Raw genomic sequence first — 18,455 nt, 5'->3', positions numbered from 1 at the left:
AACGGGAGAACACCGTGGCCAAGAGCCGAAACAACCTGCTCGGCGTGGGCGGGCAGCGCAAGAAGCTGTCCCGGGCGGGCGGGCAGGGCGTCGGCCCCGCCAACGAAACCGACCGCCGGGCGGCCGCCGACCAGAAGCAGGAGCTGCTGCGCCGGATGCGCGAGCGCGCCCAGGGGGGTGCCGGGGCCGAGACCCCGGAGCCCGTCGAGGCGCCGGCGGAGGACGACGCGCAGAGCTGACGCCCCGCGTCCCGCATGTACGACCGTGGGCCCGGATCATCCGTGATCCGGGCCCACGGCCTTGTCCGGCGCCCGGCCGGGGACGCCGCTCATGCCACCGTGCGCGGCAGCCGCAGGCCGAGGAGGGCCCGTCAGGACGCTCGCGGGTCAGGTCACCGGCAGCATCATCACCGCCAGTGCGTCCCGCATGCCCGTGTCCGTGGCCAGGGAGCGGAACGGCGTGCCGAGGGCGGCCAGGCCCAGGGCCGGTGCCGCCTGCCGGGGCGGGCTCTCCGGGCCGGGCACTCCGATCCGTGGCCCGCCCGTCGAGCGGCCCGCGCAGGGTGATGACGTACGCCGACGCCGACGAGGGGAGCCGGCAGCGGCTGCACCGCCTCCAGGCCCCGGCCCCCGCCGGGGGCCGAGGTCAGGAGGCCCGGGAGTTCGCCGAGGAGCGGTTGCCGGGCAGGGGGGCCGACTGCTTCTCCAGCCGCAGGGCCGTCCGGGCGGCCGTCTCCATGGCCCAGCGGCCGCTGGTCAGCGCGCCCACCAGGAGGACGGCCAGGCCGCAGCCGGCGATGATCCACCAGGCGGGCCGGCTCGCGTCCACGAAGGCCGTCGCGTACGCGGCACCGTGCGGCGAGCCGGTGCCCGCCACCCCGGAGGCCAGCACCGCGCCGATCACGGCGACCCCGAGGGTTCCGCCGATCTGGCGGCTGGTCGAGGCGACCGCGGCCGCCACCCCGGCCTGGGCGCGGGGCATCCCGGAGACCGCGGTGTTGGTGATCGGCGCGTTCACCATGCCGAAGCCGAGGCCGAAGAGGACGTAGCCGGTGAAGAGCAGCGTGGTGTCGCCCTCCGCGTCGAACAGCGCGAACAACAGCCCGCAGGCCGTCATCGTCACGCCCGCCACGAGCAGCGGCAACCGCGGCCCCCGGTTGCCGACCAGTCGGCCGGACAGCGGGGCGCAGACGAAGGTCAGGGCCGCCATCGGGAGCATGTACAGCCCGGCGTGGAGCGCGCTCAGCCCGCGGACGTTCTGGAGGTACAGGGTGTTCAGGAAGAGGAACCCGCTCAGCGCCGCGAAGGAGCAGATCGCGATGACGGTGGCGCCGCTGAACGGCGCGCTGTGGAAGAAGCGCAGGTCGATCAGGGGTTCGGCGCGCCGGGGCTCGTACACCAGCAGACCGGCCAGCGAGCCGAGGGCGAGCGCGGCGAACAGCAGGATGCGCGGCGAGGTCACGCCCGAGGAGGGCGCCTCGATGATCGCGTACGTCAACGAGCCGAGCAGCCCGATCACCAGCAGCTGACCCACCGGGTCGGGGCGGCGGGGCCTGGGGGCACGGGATTCGGGGACGTACCGCCAGGTGAGCAGGAGCGCGGCGAGGCCGACCGGCAGGTTGATCCAGAAGATGGACCGCCAGCCGACCGAGTCCACCAGCAGACCGCCGACCACCGGGCCGGCCGCCATCGATATGCCGACCACCCCGCCCCACACCCCGATGGCGCGGGCCCGCTCGCGCGGGTCGGTGAAGGTGTTGGTGATGATCGACATGGCGACCGGGTTGAGCATCGAACCGCCCACCGCCTGCACCATGCGGAACGCGACCAGCGACTCCAGGTTCGGCGCCAGGGAGCAGAGCAGCGAGCCGAGGGTGAAGAGGACCAGCCCGGCCTTGAAGACCCTCCGGCGCCCGATCCGGTCGGCGGTGGAGCCCGCGAGCATCAGCAGCGAGGCCAGTACCAGGGTGTAGGCGTCGATCGTCCACTGCATGCCGGCGACCGTGGCGTGCAGTTCCTTCTGCATGGAGGGGAGCGCGACGTTGAGCACGGTGTTGTCGAGGCTGACGATCAGCAGACTCATGCAGCAGATCGCCAGGACCAACTGTCGGCGGCGGGGGCTGAGCTCGGGCATACAAGGATAGTACGGTTAACTAACGAACTCCGCCGCCGGAGTGGCTCGTCCGGTACGGGACAATGGGGCCATGACCACGCTCGCCCCCTCGCTCCCGCAGCTCCGCATCGGCCCGCACACGGTGCAGCCGCCGGTGGTGCTCGCCCCCATGGCCGGGATCACCAACGCACCGTTCCGCACCCTGTGCCGGGAGTTCTCCGGCGGCAAGGGGTTGTTCGTCAGCGAGATGATCACCACGCGGGCGCTGGTCGAGCGCAACGAGAAGACCATGCAGCTGATCCACTTCGACGCGAGCGAGACCCCGCGTTCGATCCAGTTGTACGGGGTGGACCCGGTCACCGTCGGCAAGGCCGTCCGGATGATCGTCGACGAGGGCCTGGCCGACCACATCGACCTGAACTTCGGCTGCCCGGTCCCCAAGGTGACCCGCAAGGGCGGCGGCTCGGCGCTCCCCTACAAGCGGCCGCTGCTGCGGGCCATCCTCCAGCAGGCGGTCTCCCACGCGGGCGATCTGCCGGTCACGATCAAGATGCGCAAGGGCATCGACGACGACCACACGACCTATCTGGACGCGGGCCGGATAGCGGTCGAGGAGGGCGTCACCGCCGTCGCCCTGCACGGCCGTACGGCCGCCCAGCACTACGGCGGGACCGCCGACTGGGACGCCATCGCCCGCCTGAAGGAGCACGTCCCGGAGATCCCCGTCCTCGGCAACGGCGACATCTGGTGCGCGGACGACGCGCTGCGGATGATGCGGGAGACCGGCTGTGACGGTGTGGTCGTGGGCCGGGGCTGCCTGGGCCGCCCGTGGCTCTTCGGCGACCTGGTGAACGCGTTCGAGGGCACGGCGGCGCGTCAGGCGCCGGGGCTGCGGAAGGTCGCCGAGGTGATGGTCCGGCACGCGACGCTGCTGGGGGAGTGGATCGGCGACGAGAAGCGCGGGGTGATCGACTTCCGCAAGCATGTCGCCTGGTACCTCAAGGGCTTCTCGGTCGGCTCCGAGATGCGCAAGCGGCTCGCGGTGACCTCCTCGCTGGAGGAGCTGGCCGGTCAGCTCGGGGAGCTGGACCTGGACCAGCCGTGGCCGGACGGCGCGGACGGGCCGCGCGGGCGCACCTCGGGCAACAACCGGGTCGTCCTGCCGGACGGCTGGCTGAAGGACCCGTACGACTGCGCGGGCGTGAGCCCGGACGCGGAGCTGGACACCTCGGGCGGCTGAGCCCCTCCCCGGGCCTTCGAGGCACGCGGCGCCACAGGCACCGCGTGCCTCTTGCTTTTGCTCGCTCATGTGAGCGCTTCATGCGGCCGAATTCGGCGCGGTTCCGGTCGATCCACGCCCGGAACGGGCGGATGGCGGTCTTCGGGCGCCGCCTCGGGTCGCCGGTGAGTCCGTTCCGTGATGCCGTGATGACGTACGGTCGCCCGTTCGGCGTCCAAATGGTGACATCTGAGCGGCGGCCGTAGAGTGATTCTCGCCACCTTGAGAGCTCTTGCGCTCAGATGAGCGCGTTTTCGAGGGCTTGACTTCTCAAATGGTGGCACCCGGTGCCAGTGGCCTCTATTTTGATCGATCGACGCAATGATGGCTCAGTGTGATCGGAATGGGGGCTGGCGGTGGCGCATCGTCATCATGCGTTCAAGAAGTGAATAAATTCTGCCGCCGGGGCAGCTGATCGTGTCACTTTCGATCCGCTGGCGGATGGGTGGTCGGGGCCTGGTGACGCGCAAGTGGACGTACCCAGAAACCTTCGATCTGGGTATGTTCCTCGCCGTCAGGGCAGCCACCCGCGTCCTCAAGGAGTCGAGACCCGTGTCGGAAAACAAAGATCCTCACGTAGCCAACCCGGAGTCCCGGGGGTCCGAGGGCGAGAAGTTCGTCTATGACTTCACCGAGGGCAACAAGGATCTGAAGGACCTTCTCGGCGGCAAGGGTGCGAATCTCGCCGAGATGACCAACCTCGGGCTTCCCGTCCCTCCGGGATTCACCATCACCACCGAGGCGTGCAAGGTCTACCTGGAGAGCGGCGAGGAGCCGAAGGAGCTGCGCGCCGAGGTCAGCGCGCACCTCGACGCCCTCGAATCGCGGATGGGCAAGAAGCTCGGCCAGGCCGACGACCCGCTGCTGGTCTCGGTCCGCTCCGGCGCCAAGTTCTCGATGCCCGGCATGATGGACACGGTCCTCAACATCGGCCTCTCCGACGAGTCCGTGACCGGTCTCGCCACGCAGGCCGGCGACGAGCGCTTCGCCTGGGACTCCTACCGGCGCCTCATCCAGATGTTCGGCAAGACCGTCCTCGGCGTCGACGGCGACCTCTTCGAGGAGGCGCTGGAGGAGGCGAAGGAGGCCAAGGGCATCACCGTCGACGTCGACCTCGACGCCGCCGACCTGAAGAAGCTGGTCGAGCGGTTCAAGGAGATCGTCGCGCGGGACGCCGGACGGGCCTTCCCGCAGGACCCGCGCGAGCAGATGGACCTGGCCATCAAGGCCGTCTTCGATTCGTGGAACACCGACCGGGCCAAGCTCTACCGCCGCCAGGAGCGCATCCCCGGCGACCTGGGCACCGCCGTCAACGTCTGCTCGATGGTCTTCGGCAACCTCGGCCCCGACTCCGGCACGGGCGTCGCCTTCACCCGCGACCCGGCCAGCGGCCACCAGGGCGTCTACGGCGACTACCTGCAGAACGCGCAGGGCGAGGACGTGGTGGCCGGCATCCGCAACACCGTGCCGCTCGCCGAGCTGGAGTCGATCGACAAGAGCTCCTACGACCAGCTGATGCAGATCATGGAGACCCTCGAAACGCACTACAAGGACCTGTGCGACATCGAGTTCACCATCGAGCGCGGCCAGCTGTGGATGCTCCAGACCCGGGTCGGCAAGCGCACCGCCGGTGCCGCCTTCCGGATCGCCACCCAGCTCGTCGACCAGGGCCTGATCGACGAGGCCGAGGCGCTCCAGCGGGTCAACGGGGCGCAGCTCGCGCAGTTGATGTTCCCGCGCTTCGACGACGGGGCGAAGACGGAGCTGCTGGGCCGGGGCATCGCCGCATCGCCGGGCGCGGCGGTCGGCAAGGCGGTCTTCGACTCGTACACCGCGGTCAAGTGGTCCCGCTCCGGCGAGAAGGTCATCCTGATCCGCCGCGAGACCAACCCCGACGACCTCGACGGCATGATCGCGGCCGAGGGCATCCTGACCTCGCGCGGCGGCAAGACCTCGCACGCCGCCGTCGTCGCCCGCGGCATGGGCAAGACCTGTGTCTGCGGCGCCGAGGAGCTGGAGGTCGACACCAAGCGCCGCCGGATGACGGTGGGCGGCCGGGTGATCGAGGAGGGCGACATCGTCTCCATCGACGGCTCCACCGGCAAGGTGTACCTCGGTGAGGTCCCCGTCGTGCCGTCCCCGGTCGTCGAGTACTTCGAGGGCCGGATGCACGCCGGTGCCGACGACGCCGACGAGCTGGTCGCCGCCGTGCACCGGATCATGGCGTACGCGGACCGGGTGCGCCGGCTGCGGGTGCGGGCCAACGCCGACAACGCCGAGGACGCGCTGCGGGCCCGCCGCTTCGGCGCCCAGGGCATCGGGCTGTGCCGTACCGAGCACATGTTCCTCGGCGAGCGCCGCTCGATGGTCGAGAAGCTGATCCTCGCCGACACCGACGCCGAGCGCGAGACCGCGCTGGCGGAGCTGCTCCCGCTCCAGAAGGCCGACTTCATAGAGTTGTTCGAGGCGATGGACGGGCTGCCCGTCACCGTCCGGCTGCTCGACCCGCCGCTGCACGAGTTCCTGCCCGACATCACCGAGCTGTCGGTGCGGGTCGCGCTCGCCGAGTCCCGCAAGGACGCCAACGAGAACGATCTGCGCCTCCTCCAGGCCGTCCACAAGCTGCACGAGCAGAACCCGATGCTGGGTCTGCGCGGGGTCCGGCTCGGCCTGGTCATCCCCGGCCTGTTCGCCATGCAGGTACGGGCGATCGCCGAGGCCGCGGCCGAGCGGAAGAACGCCAAGGGCGACCCGCGCGCCGAGATCATGATCCCGCTCGTCGGCACGGTCCAGGAGCTGGAGATCGTCCGCGAGGAGGCCGACCGGGTCATCGCCGAGGTCGAGGAGGCCAGCGGCACCCGGCTGCGGCTGACCATCGGCACGATGATCGAGCTGCCCCGGGCCGCGCTGACCGCCGGCCAGATCGCCGAGGCCGCGGAGTTCTTCTCCTTCGGCACCAACGACCTGACCCAGACGGTGTGGGGCTTCTCCCGCGACGACGTGGAGGCGTCCTTCTTCACCGCGTACCTGGAGAAGGGCATCTTCGGGGTGTCGCCGTTCGAGACGATCGACAGGGACGGCGTGGGCTCGCTGGTCCGCAGCGCCGTCGCGGCCGGCCGGGCCACCCGCCCGGACCTGAAGCTCGGCGTCTGCGGTGAGCACGGCGGCGACCCGGAGTCGGTGCACTTCTTCCACGAGGCGGGCCTGGACTACGTGTCCTGCTCCCCGTTCCGCATCCCCGTCGCCCGGCTCGAAGCGGGGCGCGCGGCGGCGGGCTCCACCGGCAGCGACAGCCGCTGACCCGGTAGCCCACCGGCCGGGCGCGCCCTGTGGCCCGGTACGGGAACACCGTGATCCACCGCCCGGAGACGGCGGCACCCTGTGCGGGGGTGCCGCCGTCTCGTTTCGTTCCGGGTAAAACGGTTGTTCGGCATTGTTCTTTTTTCTTCGTTAAGAAGACAGGCGTCTTTGTTTAATGCGCAAAGAAGGGACCGGAAACGGACCGGGACGCGCCCCTTGGATCCCCACCCATGGGTCGCGTCCCGGGTTACCCCCATCGGGAACGGTGCCGCACCGTCGACCACCGCCGCCAGGCTCGCGAAACCCCCCACGGCCTTCGCTCGCCCTTCCGGTGGCGTCGGATTCGTGCCCGACGTCGTACAGCTTTTCGGGTGGTGGCGGTCCGGTGCGAGGCGTTTCACCTGTGGCCGAAACCCCGTGGTGACGTGCTGTTACGGATCACCTACCCTGGGATGGGGGTAATTGCAGGTGCAACAAGTGGGGGACCGGTGCTGCGTATCCATATGTCCGGGGTGGACCTGTCCAAGGTCCGGATGGCCTCCCGGCCGGACGCGCTGTGGGAAACCGCGCTGAGTTTCCACCGGTTGCGGGACCGGCGCGGTTCCGCGGTGTTCGGTGAATGGCGTACGGAAACCCGCTCCCGGTTGAATGGTGAAGCACGTCTGCTGTCCGCGGTGATTCCGGCCCGCGGCTATTTCCCGGATTTCCTGACGCCTTCTCAGGAAAGCGCCGAGCCGTACGGCATCGACGCCGGGATGGAGGCCCTGCGCGCCACCCCGACCGGCCGGGTCCTCGCCGAGCTGGCCCTGCTCGGCGCCGAGAGCCGCGCCGCGGCCCGCCTGCCCGACGTCCACGCCGACCCGCTCGGCCGGATCGCCGACGCGCTCCGCCGCTACCACCGCGCGGCCATCGAGCCCTACTGGCCGCACATCCGGGCCAGCGTCGAGGCCGACCGGGCGGTGCGCGGCCGGGCCCTCCTGGACGGCGGGGCCGACGAACTGCTCGCCTCCCTCGCGCCGATGATCCGCTGGCGGGCCCCGGTGCTGGAGGCGGACTACCCCGTCGACCGGGAGCTCCGGCTGGACGGGCGGGGGCTGCTGCTCCAGCCCTCCTTCTTCTGCCGCGTCACCCCGGTCGTCTACCGCGACCCCGGCCTCCCGCCGGTGCTCGTCTATCCGGTGACCCACTCCCGCGCCCCGGTCTTCGCCGAGCCGGGCCCCTGGCTCGGCCGGCTCCTGGGCAACACCCGCTCCACAGTCCTGAGCGCCATAGGGAGCGGCTGCACGACCAGCGAGCTCGCGCTGCGGGCCGGGGTCTCCCTCGCCTCGGCGAGCCAGCACGCCTGCGTGCTGCGCGAGGCGGGCCTGGTCCACACCCTGCGGCACGGCGGCTCGGTCGTGCACACGCTGACCCCGCTGGGCGGTTCGCTGCTCCGGGGCGGTGCGCCGCTCGCCCTGTCCTGACCCCGGGTGGCGGGTGCGTTCGAGGTCGACGAAAGTTTTTTCGAGACGAGCGATGAGTTCTCCGAGGTCCCGCCGTCTACCTGTCGTACCCGTTCGGACAACGAGAGAGCGAAGCGACCATGCCTCAGATGATCTTCGTCAACCTGCCGGTCAAGGACCTGGAGAGGTCCAAGGACTTCTTCGGCAAGCTGGGCTACTTCAGCAACCCGCAGTTCACCGACGAGACCACCGCCTGCGTGGTCATCAGCGAGACCATCTTCGTGATGCTGCTGACCGAGGAGCGCCTCCGGCAGTTCACCAAGAAGGAGATCGCCGACCCGGCGACGTCCACCGGGGTCATCCTCGCGCTGAGTGCCGAGAGCCGTCAGAAGGTGGACGAGCTGGCCGACGCCGCCCTCGCGGCCGGTGGCTCGTTCGCCAACGACCCGATGGACTACGGCACCATGTACGGCCGCTCCTTCCAGGACCCGGACGGCCACATCTGGGAGGTCATGTGGATGGACCCGGCCGTCGTCGAGGGCGGGCAGAACGGCTGAGCCCGGCCGGTCAGACCGTGCCGAGCTCCGGGTACGTCACGCCGGTGAGCTGCTCGGACGCCACCCAGAGCCGTTCGCCGCGCACGTCGTCGCGGGTCCGCCGGGCCCGCCACGAGGGGGCCGGGGCGCCGCGCCAGCCCAGCGGTCCCGGCCCGGTGAACGAATCGGGGCGCACGCCGGGCGCGGTGGCCGCGTACAGGGTGGGCAGCGCCCCGGCGGAGGCCGGCTGGGCGACGATCCGGTTGCCCAGCTCGAAGAACCGCTCGGCCGCCCGGCGGTTCTCCATCCGGGCGGCGGCGGACTGCAGGTTGGTCGACGCGTAGCCCGGGTGCGCGGCGGCGGCCACCAGCCGGGAGCCCGCCCGGGTGAGCCGCCGGGCCAGCTCGTGGACGAAGAGCAGGTTGGCGGTCTTCGAACGGCCGTAGGCGATCCAGCGGCGGTACCCGCGCTCGCTGTTGAGGTCGCCCATGTCGATGTCGGCCAGCGCGTGCAGCCCGCTGGAGACGGTCACCACCCGGGCCCCGGGGGTGTCCAGGAGGCGGGGGAGCAGCAGTCCGGTCAGCGCGAAGTGCCCCAGGTGGTTGACGCCGAACTGCCGCTCGAAACCGTCGGCCGTCGTCCCGTACGGGAGGGCCATCACGCCCGCGTTGTTGATCAGCAGGTCGATCCGCTCGGGCGCGTGGGAGGTGGCGAATTCCCGTACCGAGCGGAGATCGGCCAGGTCGAGGGGGACGAACGCCACGTCCGCGCCGGTGACCGCCTTGCGCAGCAGGCTCTCGGCCGCCCGGCCGCGGGATTCGTCGCGGCAGGCCAGCAGGACCCGCGCACCGTGCCGGGCCAGCTCCCGGGCGGTGTTCAGGCCGATGCCGCTGTTGGCCCCGGTGATGACGGCCGTGCGGCCGCGCTGGTCCGGGATGTCGTCGGCGTTCCAGCCATGGCTCATGCGCCCCAGCGTACGGCCGCGGCCACCGGCCGGGGGAAGCCCGTGGGGAAGCTCAGTTTTGGCTCAACGGAATGGACGGGGCCCGGACCGCGTCCCTAGGGTCGCGATCATGCCCGACATAGCCATAACGACCCTGGTCGTCCTGTGTATCGCCGCCGCCGCGGCCGGCTGGATCGACGCGGTGGTGGGCGGTGGCGGACTGCTGTTGCTGCCCGCGCTCCTGCTGGGGCTGCCGCAGGTACCGGCCGCGCACGTGCTGGGGACGAACAAGGCGGTCGCGATCGTCGGCACCTCCGGCGCGGCCGTGGCGTACGTGCGCAGGACCCCGGTGCGGCTGGGGACCGGACTGCGGATCGGGCTCGCGGCGCTGGCCGGTTCGATGGCCGGGGCGTTCTTCGCCGCGGGGCTCAGCAGCGAGGTGCTCCGGCCGGTGATCATGGTCGTGCTGCTGGCCGTCGCGGCGTTCGTCCTGCTGCGGCCGTCCTTCGGCAAGGAGCTCGGCGACGGGGAGCACAAGAGGGTCACCCGGGCCCGTACGGTCACCGCGATCGTGCTGGTCGGCGGCGGCATCGGCTTCTACGACGGGCTCTTCGGCCCCGGCACCGGCACGTTCCTGGTGCTGGCGCTGACCGCGGTCCTCCATCTCGACCTGGTGACCGCCTCCGCCACCGCGAAGATCGTCAACGTCTGCACCAACGCCGGTGCGCTGGCCATGTTCGCCTATCAGGGCAGCGTGCTGTGGCAGTTGGCCGCGCTGATGGCGGTGTTCAACCTGGCGGGCGGGATCGTCGGGGCGCGGATGGCGCTCAGCCGGGGCAGCGGGTTCGTCCGGGGCGTGCTGCTGGTCGTGGTGTTCTCGCTGGTCGCGAAGTTGGCCTTCGACCAGTGGGTCGCCTGAGCGGGGGCTCCGCCGGACCCGCCCCGGCCCGGTCTCAGCGGACGGCGGTCAGGTGCGCGTACGCCACCACGTTGCCCTGGTAGCCCGTCGCCTTCGAGAAGCCGCCGCCGCAGGTGATCAGCCGCAGTGAGGCGAAGGGGGCGGCGCCGTACACCCGCTTGTCGGGGAAGGCGTCGTTCTCGTAGACCTCGACCGCGTCGAGCGAGAAGACGGCGGTGCGGCCGTCCTGGCGGACCACCTCCACCGTGCTGCCCCTGCGCAGGGCGCCGAGGTCGTAGAAGACCGAGCGGCCCTCCGCGTTGTCCACGTGTCCGGCCATGATGGCGCTGCCCTCGGAGCCCGGGGGAGTGCCGTCCTTGTACCAGCCGACGACATTGCGGTTCTCGGCCGGCGGCACGTCGAGCCGGCCGCCGGGCCCGAGGCCGAGCCGCGTCACCGGGGCGTCCACCCGGATGCTCGGGATGCGCAGCCGGACCGGGGCGGACGGCTTCAGCGGGGCGGCCAGCAGGGAGCCCGGCTGCGGTACGGGGCCGTCGGCGAAGGACTGGGCGGCGGTGGGTCCGGGCGGGACCACCTGGGTGTCGGCGCCGTTGCGGATCAGCCAGACACCGGCCAGCGCCGCGATGGCCAGCAGCCAGCCCTTGGCCTTCTGGGACACGGTCGTCCTCCGGTCGGCGGTACGGGAAGGGCACGTACCGGGCATCGGCGGTACGCGTCGGGGCGCGTACCGGACACCGGCGGTACGGGAACGGTCCCGTCCCGGTGGCACGCGGCCACCGGGACGGGCACCGGGCGGTACGGAGCCGTGAATCCGGCTCCGTCAGCCGGCTCCCTGCGTGCCGCTCGCCCGGCGACGCAGGAGCCAGGCTCCGCCGACGGCGGCCACGGCGAGTACGCCGGCGCCCGCCGCGATCTGGGTGGTGTCGGAGTGGACACTGCCGCCGACACCGGTTCCGACATGCCCGGTGGGGCCGGTGGGGCGATGACCGGACGGTGCGTCCCCGCGCCCCGGGGCCTCGCGCCCGTCGCCGGGGCCGTCGTCGCGGCGGCCCGGATCCTCCTTCTCGCCCCGGCCGGAGTCCCCGTGCGAGGAGTCCCGGCCGGAGTCCCCGTGCGAGGAATCCCCGTGCGAGGAGTCCCGGCCGCCCGACGGCTCGCGTCCGTCCGGGCCGCTGTCGTGGCCCGACGCGTGGTCGCCGCGACCGGACGAGTCGCCCCGGCCGCCGCCCCCGTCGTGGCCGCCGCCCCGGTCCGAACCTCTGCCGCCGTCTCCTCCGTCCCCCTCCCCGTACCCGCTCCTGTCCCCGTCCCCGGAGGCGTCGCCGAATCCGGAGAAGGCGCCGCCCCCGCCCGCCGCGTCGAGCAGCGAGGGCACCTGGCGCCCGGAGAGGACGTCGAGGGGGAACAACTCCTCGGCGCCGTCCCCGGAGCCGTCGCCCGCAGGGTCCTCGTCGGTGCGCGACACGGCCTGGGCCGGACCGGACCGCGGTGCGTCGGCCCCTGCCGCGTAGGCCGACGGCCCGGTGGTGAGGAGGCCGAGCGCGGCTATGGTGACCGCGGATGCGGCGGTACCGGTCGCTATGCGGACAGGGCGCATGGGGGGTTCCTCCGGCGATGGTCACGAGTCGGTGTGTCCTGACCACGAGCTAACGGGCGACACGCCGTGCACGCCTGCTGACACGGGGTCAGCTTCCACCCGTTCGGACCGGCGCGCCGTCCTTGCCAAGGCGCGATCGTGCAGGTCACAGCCGTGATCGGGGTGGATGTGGTCAGCCCTTTGCCATCCGGTGCCGATCGGGTGACGCGAGGCATACGCGGTGTGGCGTACGTCACACGCATGACCCGGCGACCGCCGGGCACATGTTCCACACCCCCCACGGGACGGTGTCACGGCCGCCCCCGGCTGCCGCCCCCGCCGAGCCCGCCCCCCTGGGCCCGGCGGGGGCGGATTCGTGTCCGTGCGTGATTGCTTCCGCGCTTTCCGTGACGCTTTGTTGCCGATTGCTTCGGCGTTATGTCGAGTGCATGGCGAGAGTGGCTGAAACCTGGTGTCCCTCGACGGTGCGAACCAGGCTGGAACTCGCACATTCGTGCCCATGGTCCGTCCGTAGAAAGCCCACGCCGCAGATGCACACGTCCCTTCGATCCGGCATCCCCGAGATGCGCCTTCCGCGCGCGGGGAGGAGGTGGCGCACGTGCTCCGCTACGTGATCCGCAAGGCGGTCGGCTGGCTACTGATGATCGTGGTCGCGACCAACGCCACCTATTTCCTCGCCAGTTGGTTCCTGGACCCGCGGGCGAACTTCCGGGAGCTGCGTCCGGTCCGTACCGAGGAGCAGATCGACCGGGCCCTCGCGCCGTACAACCTGAGCCCGCAGGAACCGGTGCTGCACCGCTGGTGGGACTGGTTCACCTCGGTGGTGCTCCACTTCGACTGGGGCCGGTCGCCCACCGGCGTCGCCGTCAACGGCGAGATCGGCTACCGGGCACTGATCAGCGGGGAACTGGTCATCGTCGCCACGGTCCTCTCCGTGGTCATCGGTGTCGGACTGGCCGTGTACACCGCCTCGCGGCAGTACGGCTGGGCCGACCGGATCTCCCAGGCCGTGTCCATCGCGGTCTTCAACGTCCCGACCGCCGTCGCCGCGCTCGCCGTGGTCTTCGTGGCCATCTGGCTCAACCAGCACGCCGGGCTGACCTTCCTCTACGTCGCCGGGGAGAACTCCCCCGACGTACAAGGGGTGTTCGCGACGATCGGCGACCGGCTGCTGCATCTGATCCTGCCGACCGTGAGCCTGACGCTCATGGGCTACGTGGGCTACCACCTGACCCAGCGCTCCCTGCTGCTCGACACGATCAACGCGGACTTCGTCCGGACCGCCCGGGCCACCGGCCTCACCCGGTCCCGGGCGATCCGCAGACACGCCCTGCGCGCCGCGCTCATCCCGACCGCCACCTCCGTGGCGTTCAGCATCCCGGCCATGTTCACCGGCGCCGTCATCACCGAGACGATCTTCGGCTGGAACGGCATGGGCCGCTACTTCATCCAGACCATCAGCAAGAACGACGTGCACGGCACGGTCGCGACGGCCGCCTTCGCCGCCGTCCTCACCGCGATCGGCGCGATCCTCGCGGACGTCGCCACCGTCTTCCTCGACCCCCGAGTGAGGGTGAACTGACGTGGCGACAGACCTTCGGACCAACACCCCCGAGGAGACCGGGGGCGCGCCCCACCTGGGCCTTGGCCGGCTCTACCTGCGGCGCTTCCTGCGCAACCGGTTCGCCGTCGTCGGCGTGGTGATCTTCCTGCTGCTGGTGCTGTTCAGCGCCTTCGGCGGGCTGCTCACCCCGTACACCTACTCCGACGTCGACTTCGCCGCGCTCACCCAGGCACCGAGCGCCACCCACTGGTTCGGCACCAACCAGGGCGGCAACGATGTCTACGCCTCCGCCGTCCACGGGCTCCAGCGCTCCCTGGTGATCGCGGTGAGCGTCTCCGTCCTGACCGTCGTCGTCGCCGCGGTCATCGGCTCCAGCGCCGCGTACTTCGGCGGCCGGGTGGAGAAGGCGACCCTCGCCCTCATCCACTTCCTGCTGGTCGTCCCCTCGTTCCTGATCCTCGCCCTGGTCTCCCACCGGCTGGCCGGGGACTGGCGGGTCCTCATCGTCGTCCTCACCGTCTTCGGCTGGATGTCGACCGCGCGGGTCGTCTGGTCCGTCTCCACCTCGCTGCGGGAACGGGACTACGTGACGGCCGCCGAGTTCATGGGCGTCCGCGCCTCCCGGATCATCCTGCGCCACATCATCCCCAACCTCGGCTCACTGCTGATCGTCAACCTGACGCTCGGCGTCGTGGCGACCGTGCTCAGCGAGACCGCCCTGTCCTTCCTCGGCTTCGGCGTCCAGACCCCGGACGTCTCCCTCGGCACGATGCTGGCCGACGGCGCGTCCACCGTCACCAGCGCCCCCTGGCTCTTCGCCTTCCCCGCCGGGCTGGTCGTGCTGCTCACCGTGTCGATGACCTTCGTCGGCGACGGGCTGCGCGACGCCCTCGACCCCACGTCCGTGACCGGTGCGGCAGGAGGCCGACGATGACCCTCACCACCCAGGCCGGGCCCCAGGCCGCTCCCGCCACCGCCGAACCGGTCCTCTCGGTACGGGACCTGCGTGTCACCTTCCCCTCGGAGGCCGGGCCCGTCGAAGCGGTGCGCGGCGTCGGCTTCGACCTGCTGCCCGGCCGCACCCTCGGCATCGTCGGCGAGTCCGGCTCCGGGAAGTCGGCCACCGCGATGGCCGTGATGGGCCTGCTGCCCGCCTCCGCCGAGGTGAGCGGTCAGGTGCTGCTCGGCGGGCGCGACCTGGTCGGCCTCGGCGACAAGGAGCTCTCCGCGATCCGCGGCAACTCCATCGGCATGGTCTTCCAGGACCCGCTCTCCGCGCTCACCCCGATCTTCTCCGTGGGCCGGCTCCTCGCCGACGCCCTCCGCGTCCACCAGGACCTGACGAAGAAGGCCGCCTGGGAACAGGCGGTCGAACTCCTCGACCTGGTCGGCATCCCCGACCCCCGGGGCCGGGCCAAGTCCTTCCCGCACGAGTTCTCCGGCGGCATGCGCCAGCGCGTCGTCATCGCGATGGCCATCGCCAACCGGCCCCCGGTGCTCGTCGCCGACGAACCCACCACCGCCCTCGACGTCACCGTGCAGGCCCAGATCCTGGACGTGCTGCGGCTCGCCCAGCGGGAGACCGGCGCCGGGCTCGTCCTCATCACCCACGACCTCGGCGTGGTGGCCGGCCACGCCGACGACGTCGCCGTCATGTACGCGGGCCGGGTCGTGGAACGGGCCGGTGTCGACGAGCTGTTCCGCCGTCCCGCGATGCCCTACACGGCACGGCTCCTCGCCGCCGTGCCCACCGTGGACAGCGGCGTCCACCGGCCCCTGGTCCCGATCGGCGGCGAACCGCCCGCGCTCGTGGACCTCCCGGCGGGCTGCCCCTTCGCGAGCCGCTGCGCCGTCGCCGAGGACGCCTGCCGGACCGAGGAGCCCGCCCTCCGCGAGATCACCGGCCACGGCCACGCCGCCTGCCTGCGCGCCGACGAGATCGTCGCCAGGACCCTGGACCCCGGCGGGGACCCCGTACCGGAGACCCCGTCCGACGCGGCCGGGGAGCCGGCCGTCGGCGAGGTGGTGCTCCGGGTCGAGGACCTGGTCAAGACCTTCCCCGTCACCAAGGGCGCGCTGCTCCGACGCCGGGTCGGCACCCTGCACGCCGTCAACGGGGTGAGCTTCGAGCTGCGCGCCGGGGAGACCCTCGGCCTGGTCGGCGAGTCGGGCAGCGGCAAGACCACCACCCTGATGGAGGTCCTGAGGCTGAAGCGGCCCGAGAGCGGCCGGATCGAGGTCTCCGGCACCGAGACCGGCACGGCCGAGTCCGCCGCCCGCGCCCGGGAGCTGCGGCAGGACGTACAGATCGTCATGCAGGACCCGCTCGGGGCCCTGAACCCGCGACTGCCCGTCTTCGAACTCCTCGCCGAACCGCTCCGGGCGGCCGGGAAGGACCGGGAGACGATCACCGCCCGGGTCCGTGAACTCCTCGCGCTGGTCGGCCTCGACCCCTCGGTGGGCGGCCGCTTCCCGGCCGCGCTCTCCGGCGGCCAGCGCCAGCGGATCGGCATCGCCCGGGCCCTGGCCACCGAGCCGAAGCTGCTCGCGCTCGACGAGCCGCTGTCGGCGCTGGACGTGTCCGTACAGGCCGGGGTGATCAACCTGCTGGCCCGGCTCCGGCGCGAACTCGGCCTCGCCTACCTGGTGGTCGCCCACGACCTGGCCGTGGTCCGGTACGTCTCCGACCGGATCGCGGTGATGTACCTCGGGCACATCGTCGAGACCGGCGAGACCGAGGCGATCTTCTCCGACCCCCGGCACCCCTACACCCGGGCGCTGCTGTCGGCGATCCCGGTGCCCGACCCGGGACGGGAACGGGCCCGCGAACGGATCGTGCTCCAGGGCGAGCAGCCCAGCGCCACCCGCCCGCCGGCCGGCTGCGTCTTCGTCGACCGCTGCCCGCTGTACCGCCTCGCCGAAGAGGACGTGCGGGCCCGCTGCCGCACCGAGCGCCCCGCCACCACGGAGGTGGCCACGCGCCCCGGCCACCGGTACGCCTGCCACGCCGTCTGAACCCGCCCGCACCCCCTGAACACGCCCCCCGCCACCGAACCAGTAAGGACATCCTCCGCCATGCGCGCAAGACTCGCCCTGCCCCTCGCCCTCGTCGCCGCCGTCTCGGTCGCGGCCACCGCGTGCGACTCCTCGTCCGGGAAGGGCGGGGGCGGCGCGGCGGGCAAGGACGCTCCCAAGGCCGCCTCGTCCGTGACCGACTACAACCCCGTCCCGTACGACAAGGTCAAGGACGGCGGGACGTACACCAGCGCCGGGACCTTCGACGACCAGGGCAACCCGTTCAACGTCAACGCCACCCTGACCGCGTCCCGGATCTGGGCCTGGTACAACGCCGACGCGATCACGTACGCGCCCACCGGCGAGGTGCAGTACAACCCGGACTACTACAGCGACGTGAAGGTCACCACCGAGGGCGGCAACCAGAAGGTCGTCCTGACGATCAACGAGAAGGCCACGTTCAACGACGGCACCCCGATCGACTGGACTGCCATCGAGGCCACCTGGAAGGCCAACAACGGCTCCGACAAGGGCTTCGCCGCCTCCACCACCGACGGCTACAGCCAGATCACCTCGGTGACCAAGGGCGCGAACGCCAAGCAGGCCGTCATCACCTTCAAGGGCGTCGACGCCGCCTGGTCGACCCTGTTCAGCACCTTCCTGCACCCCGAGGCGGCCACCGTCGCCAACTTCAACAAGGCGTACGTCAAGAAGGCCCACCCGGAGTGGGGCGCGGGCCCGTACACCGTCGGCGAGTGGAACACCCACTCCGGCAACATCACCTTCGTCCGCAACCCCAAGTGGTGGGGGAAGAAGGGCAAGCTCGACAAGCGCGTCTACGTCAACCTGGAGTCGACCGCCGCCGTCAACGCCTTCAAGAACGGCCAGCTCGACTACACCTCGGCCGTCGACGCCGAGAGCCTCAAGCAGCTCAAGGGGCTGAAGGGGACGGAGATCCGCAGCGGCGGCTCCCCCTTCGAGTACTCGCTCTACTTCAACACCAAGTCCGCGAACCTCGCCGACCAGGCCGTCCGCAAGGCCATCCAGCAGAGCGTCGACCGCTCGCAGATCGCGAAGATCCAGTTCCAGGGGCTCGACTACACGGAGCCGCTGCCCGGCTCGGCCGTGCTGTACAGCTTCCAGAAGGGCTACGAGGACAACGTCTCGAAGGTGCTGACGTACGCGCCGGACGAGGCGAAGAAGAACCTCGACGAGGCCGGCTGGAAGCCCGGCGCCGACGGCGTCCGCGCCAAGGACGGCAAGAAGCTGACGGTCGGCTACACCATCGTCGGCGAGGACCCGCTGGACAAGGCCATCGCCGGTGCCTTCACCGCGATGCTCAAGCCGGTCGGCGTCGAACTGGTCGTCAAGAAGGCCGACGCGGCGGACTTCGCGAAGGTCATCAGCGAGCGCAGGTTCGACCTCTTCCTGTCCGGGAACCGCTCCATGGACCCGTACGGCGCCCGCTACCTGTGCGACTTCTACTGCTCCGACCGTGACTCCAACATCACCGGTTCCGGCACCCCGGAGCTGGACAGGAAGATCCGCGACGTCCTCGGCATCGCCGACCTCGACAAGCAGGCCGCGGCCGCCAACGAGGTCGAGCGCGAGGCGCTCCAGCAGTACGCCTTCCTGCCGCTGTTCAGCGGGCCGTCCACGTACAGCGTGAAGAAGGGCCTGGCCAACGTCGGCGCCACCATCTTCCACAGCCCGCTCCCGGAGACGATCGGCTGGGAGAAGTAACCGCA

General features: G+C 71.3%; 15 protein-coding genes. 10 read left to right on the top strand and 5 right to left on the bottom strand.

The window, feature by feature from the left end:
- Window positions 1-14: 14 nt before the first annotated feature.
- On the top strand, window positions 15-239 hold the full coding sequence (locus ACWC97_RS12315; protein ID WP_352275198.1) for a DUF6243 family protein: 225 nt from the start codon (window positions 15-17) through the stop codon (window positions 237-239).
- 147 nt (window positions 240-386) lie between these two features.
- On the opposite strand, the gene ACWC97_RS12310 is transcribed toward ACWC97_RS12315, so the two are convergent.
- Together ACWC97_RS12310 and ACWC97_RS12305 are read right to left on the bottom strand one after the other, a co-directional pair.
- Window positions 387-524 (bottom strand): hypothetical protein, encoded by a 138-nt coding sequence (locus ACWC97_RS12310; RefSeq protein WP_450649005.1) that lies wholly within the window; start codon window positions 522-524, stop codon window positions 387-389.
- Window positions 525-645: 121 nt separating this feature from the next.
- Window positions 646-2,133 (bottom strand): MFS transporter, encoded by a 1,488-nt coding sequence (locus tag ACWC97_RS12305; RefSeq protein WP_450649003.1) that lies wholly within the window; start codon window positions 2,131-2,133, stop codon window positions 646-648.
- A gap of 70 nt (window positions 2,134-2,203) precedes the next feature.
- Here ACWC97_RS12305 and dusB point away from each other — a divergent pair, with 70 nt between their 5' ends.
- The 4 genes from dusB to ACWC97_RS12285 all read left to right on the top strand — a co-directional run bounded on the left by dusB (window position 2,204) and on the right by ACWC97_RS12285 (window position 8,690).
- Window positions 2,204-3,352 carry a tRNA dihydrouridine synthase DusB gene (gene dusB / locus ACWC97_RS12300; protein ID WP_450649001.1) on the top strand — a complete coding sequence of 383 codons (1,149 nt, stop codon included), beginning with the start codon at window positions 2,204-2,206 and terminating at the stop codon, window positions 3,350-3,352.
- 591 nt (window positions 3,353-3,943) lie between these two features.
- On the top strand, window positions 3,944-6,691 hold the full coding sequence (gene ppdK / locus ACWC97_RS12295) for a pyruvate, phosphate dikinase (protein WP_450648999.1): 2,748 nt from the start codon (window positions 3,944-3,946) through the stop codon (window positions 6,689-6,691).
- 488 nt (window positions 6,692-7,179) lie between these two features.
- Window positions 7,180-8,154: an ArsR/SmtB family transcription factor gene (locus tag ACWC97_RS12290; RefSeq protein ID WP_352275192.1), complete on the top strand. Its 975-nt coding sequence runs from the start codon at window positions 7,180-7,182 to the stop codon at window positions 8,152-8,154.
- Window positions 8,155-8,273: 119 nt separating this feature from the next.
- On the top strand, window positions 8,274-8,690 hold the full coding sequence (locus tag ACWC97_RS12285; protein ID WP_450648997.1) for a VOC family protein: 417 nt from the start codon (window positions 8,274-8,276) through the stop codon (window positions 8,688-8,690).
- A 10-nt stretch (window positions 8,691-8,700) separates the two neighbouring features.
- Here the strand turns inward: ACWC97_RS12285 and ACWC97_RS12280 are convergent, their stop codons facing one another.
- On the bottom strand, window positions 8,701-9,633 hold the full coding sequence (locus ACWC97_RS12280; RefSeq protein WP_450648995.1) for an oxidoreductase: 933 nt from the start codon (window positions 9,631-9,633) through the stop codon (window positions 8,701-8,703).
- A gap of 109 nt (window positions 9,634-9,742) precedes the next feature.
- Between ACWC97_RS12280 and ACWC97_RS12275 the strand changes: the two genes are divergently transcribed.
- Complete coding sequence (locus ACWC97_RS12275) at window positions 9,743-10,531, top strand: sulfite exporter TauE/SafE family protein (protein ID WP_352275186.1); 789 nt, start codon at window positions 9,743-9,745, stop codon at window positions 10,529-10,531.
- 34 nt (window positions 10,532-10,565) lie between these two features.
- Here ACWC97_RS12275 and ACWC97_RS12270 read toward each other — a convergent pair whose 3' ends face one another.
- Window positions 10,566-11,234: a class F sortase gene (locus ACWC97_RS12270; protein WP_450648993.1), complete on the bottom strand. Its 669-nt coding sequence runs from the start codon at window positions 11,232-11,234 to the stop codon at window positions 10,566-10,568.
- A 117-nt stretch (window positions 11,235-11,351) separates the two neighbouring features.
- Window positions 11,352-12,128 carry a hypothetical protein gene (locus ACWC97_RS12265; RefSeq protein ID WP_352275471.1) on the bottom strand — a complete coding sequence of 259 codons (777 nt, stop codon included), beginning with the start codon at window positions 12,126-12,128 and terminating at the stop codon, window positions 11,352-11,354.
- A 598-nt stretch (window positions 12,129-12,726) separates the two neighbouring features.
- Here ACWC97_RS12265 and ACWC97_RS12260 point away from each other — a divergent pair.
- Genes ACWC97_RS12260 through ACWC97_RS12245 form a run of 4 tightly spaced genes read left to right on the top strand, consistent with a single transcriptional unit; the run spans window position 12,727 to window position 18,450 of the window.
- Window positions 12,727-13,710: an ABC transporter permease gene (locus ACWC97_RS12260; protein WP_352275454.1), complete on the top strand. Its 984-nt coding sequence runs from the start codon at window positions 12,727-12,729 to the stop codon at window positions 13,708-13,710.
- A 1-nt stretch (window position 13,711) separates the two neighbouring features.
- Entirely contained in the window at window positions 13,712-14,626 is a 915-nt protein-coding gene (locus ACWC97_RS12255) for an ABC transporter permease (protein ID WP_450648991.1), read from the top strand.
- On the top strand, window positions 14,623-16,707 hold the full coding sequence (locus ACWC97_RS12250) for a dipeptide ABC transporter ATP-binding protein (protein ID WP_450648989.1): 2,085 nt from the start codon (window positions 14,623-14,625) through the stop codon (window positions 16,705-16,707). The genes ACWC97_RS12255 and ACWC97_RS12250 overlap by 4 nt, the downstream gene beginning before the upstream one ends.
- 60 nt (window positions 16,708-16,767) lie before the next feature.
- Entirely contained in the window at window positions 16,768-18,450 is a 1,683-nt protein-coding gene (locus ACWC97_RS12245) for an ABC transporter family substrate-binding protein (protein ID WP_450648987.1), read from the top strand.
- The last annotated feature ends 5 nt before the right edge of the window (window positions 18,451-18,455 follow it).

The sequence above is a fragment of the Streptomyces sp. NPDC001108 genome (genome assembly GCF_053598535.1).
Note: the sequence above shows the minus strand (reverse complement) of the source record. Positions and strands in the feature narration are given on the sequence as shown.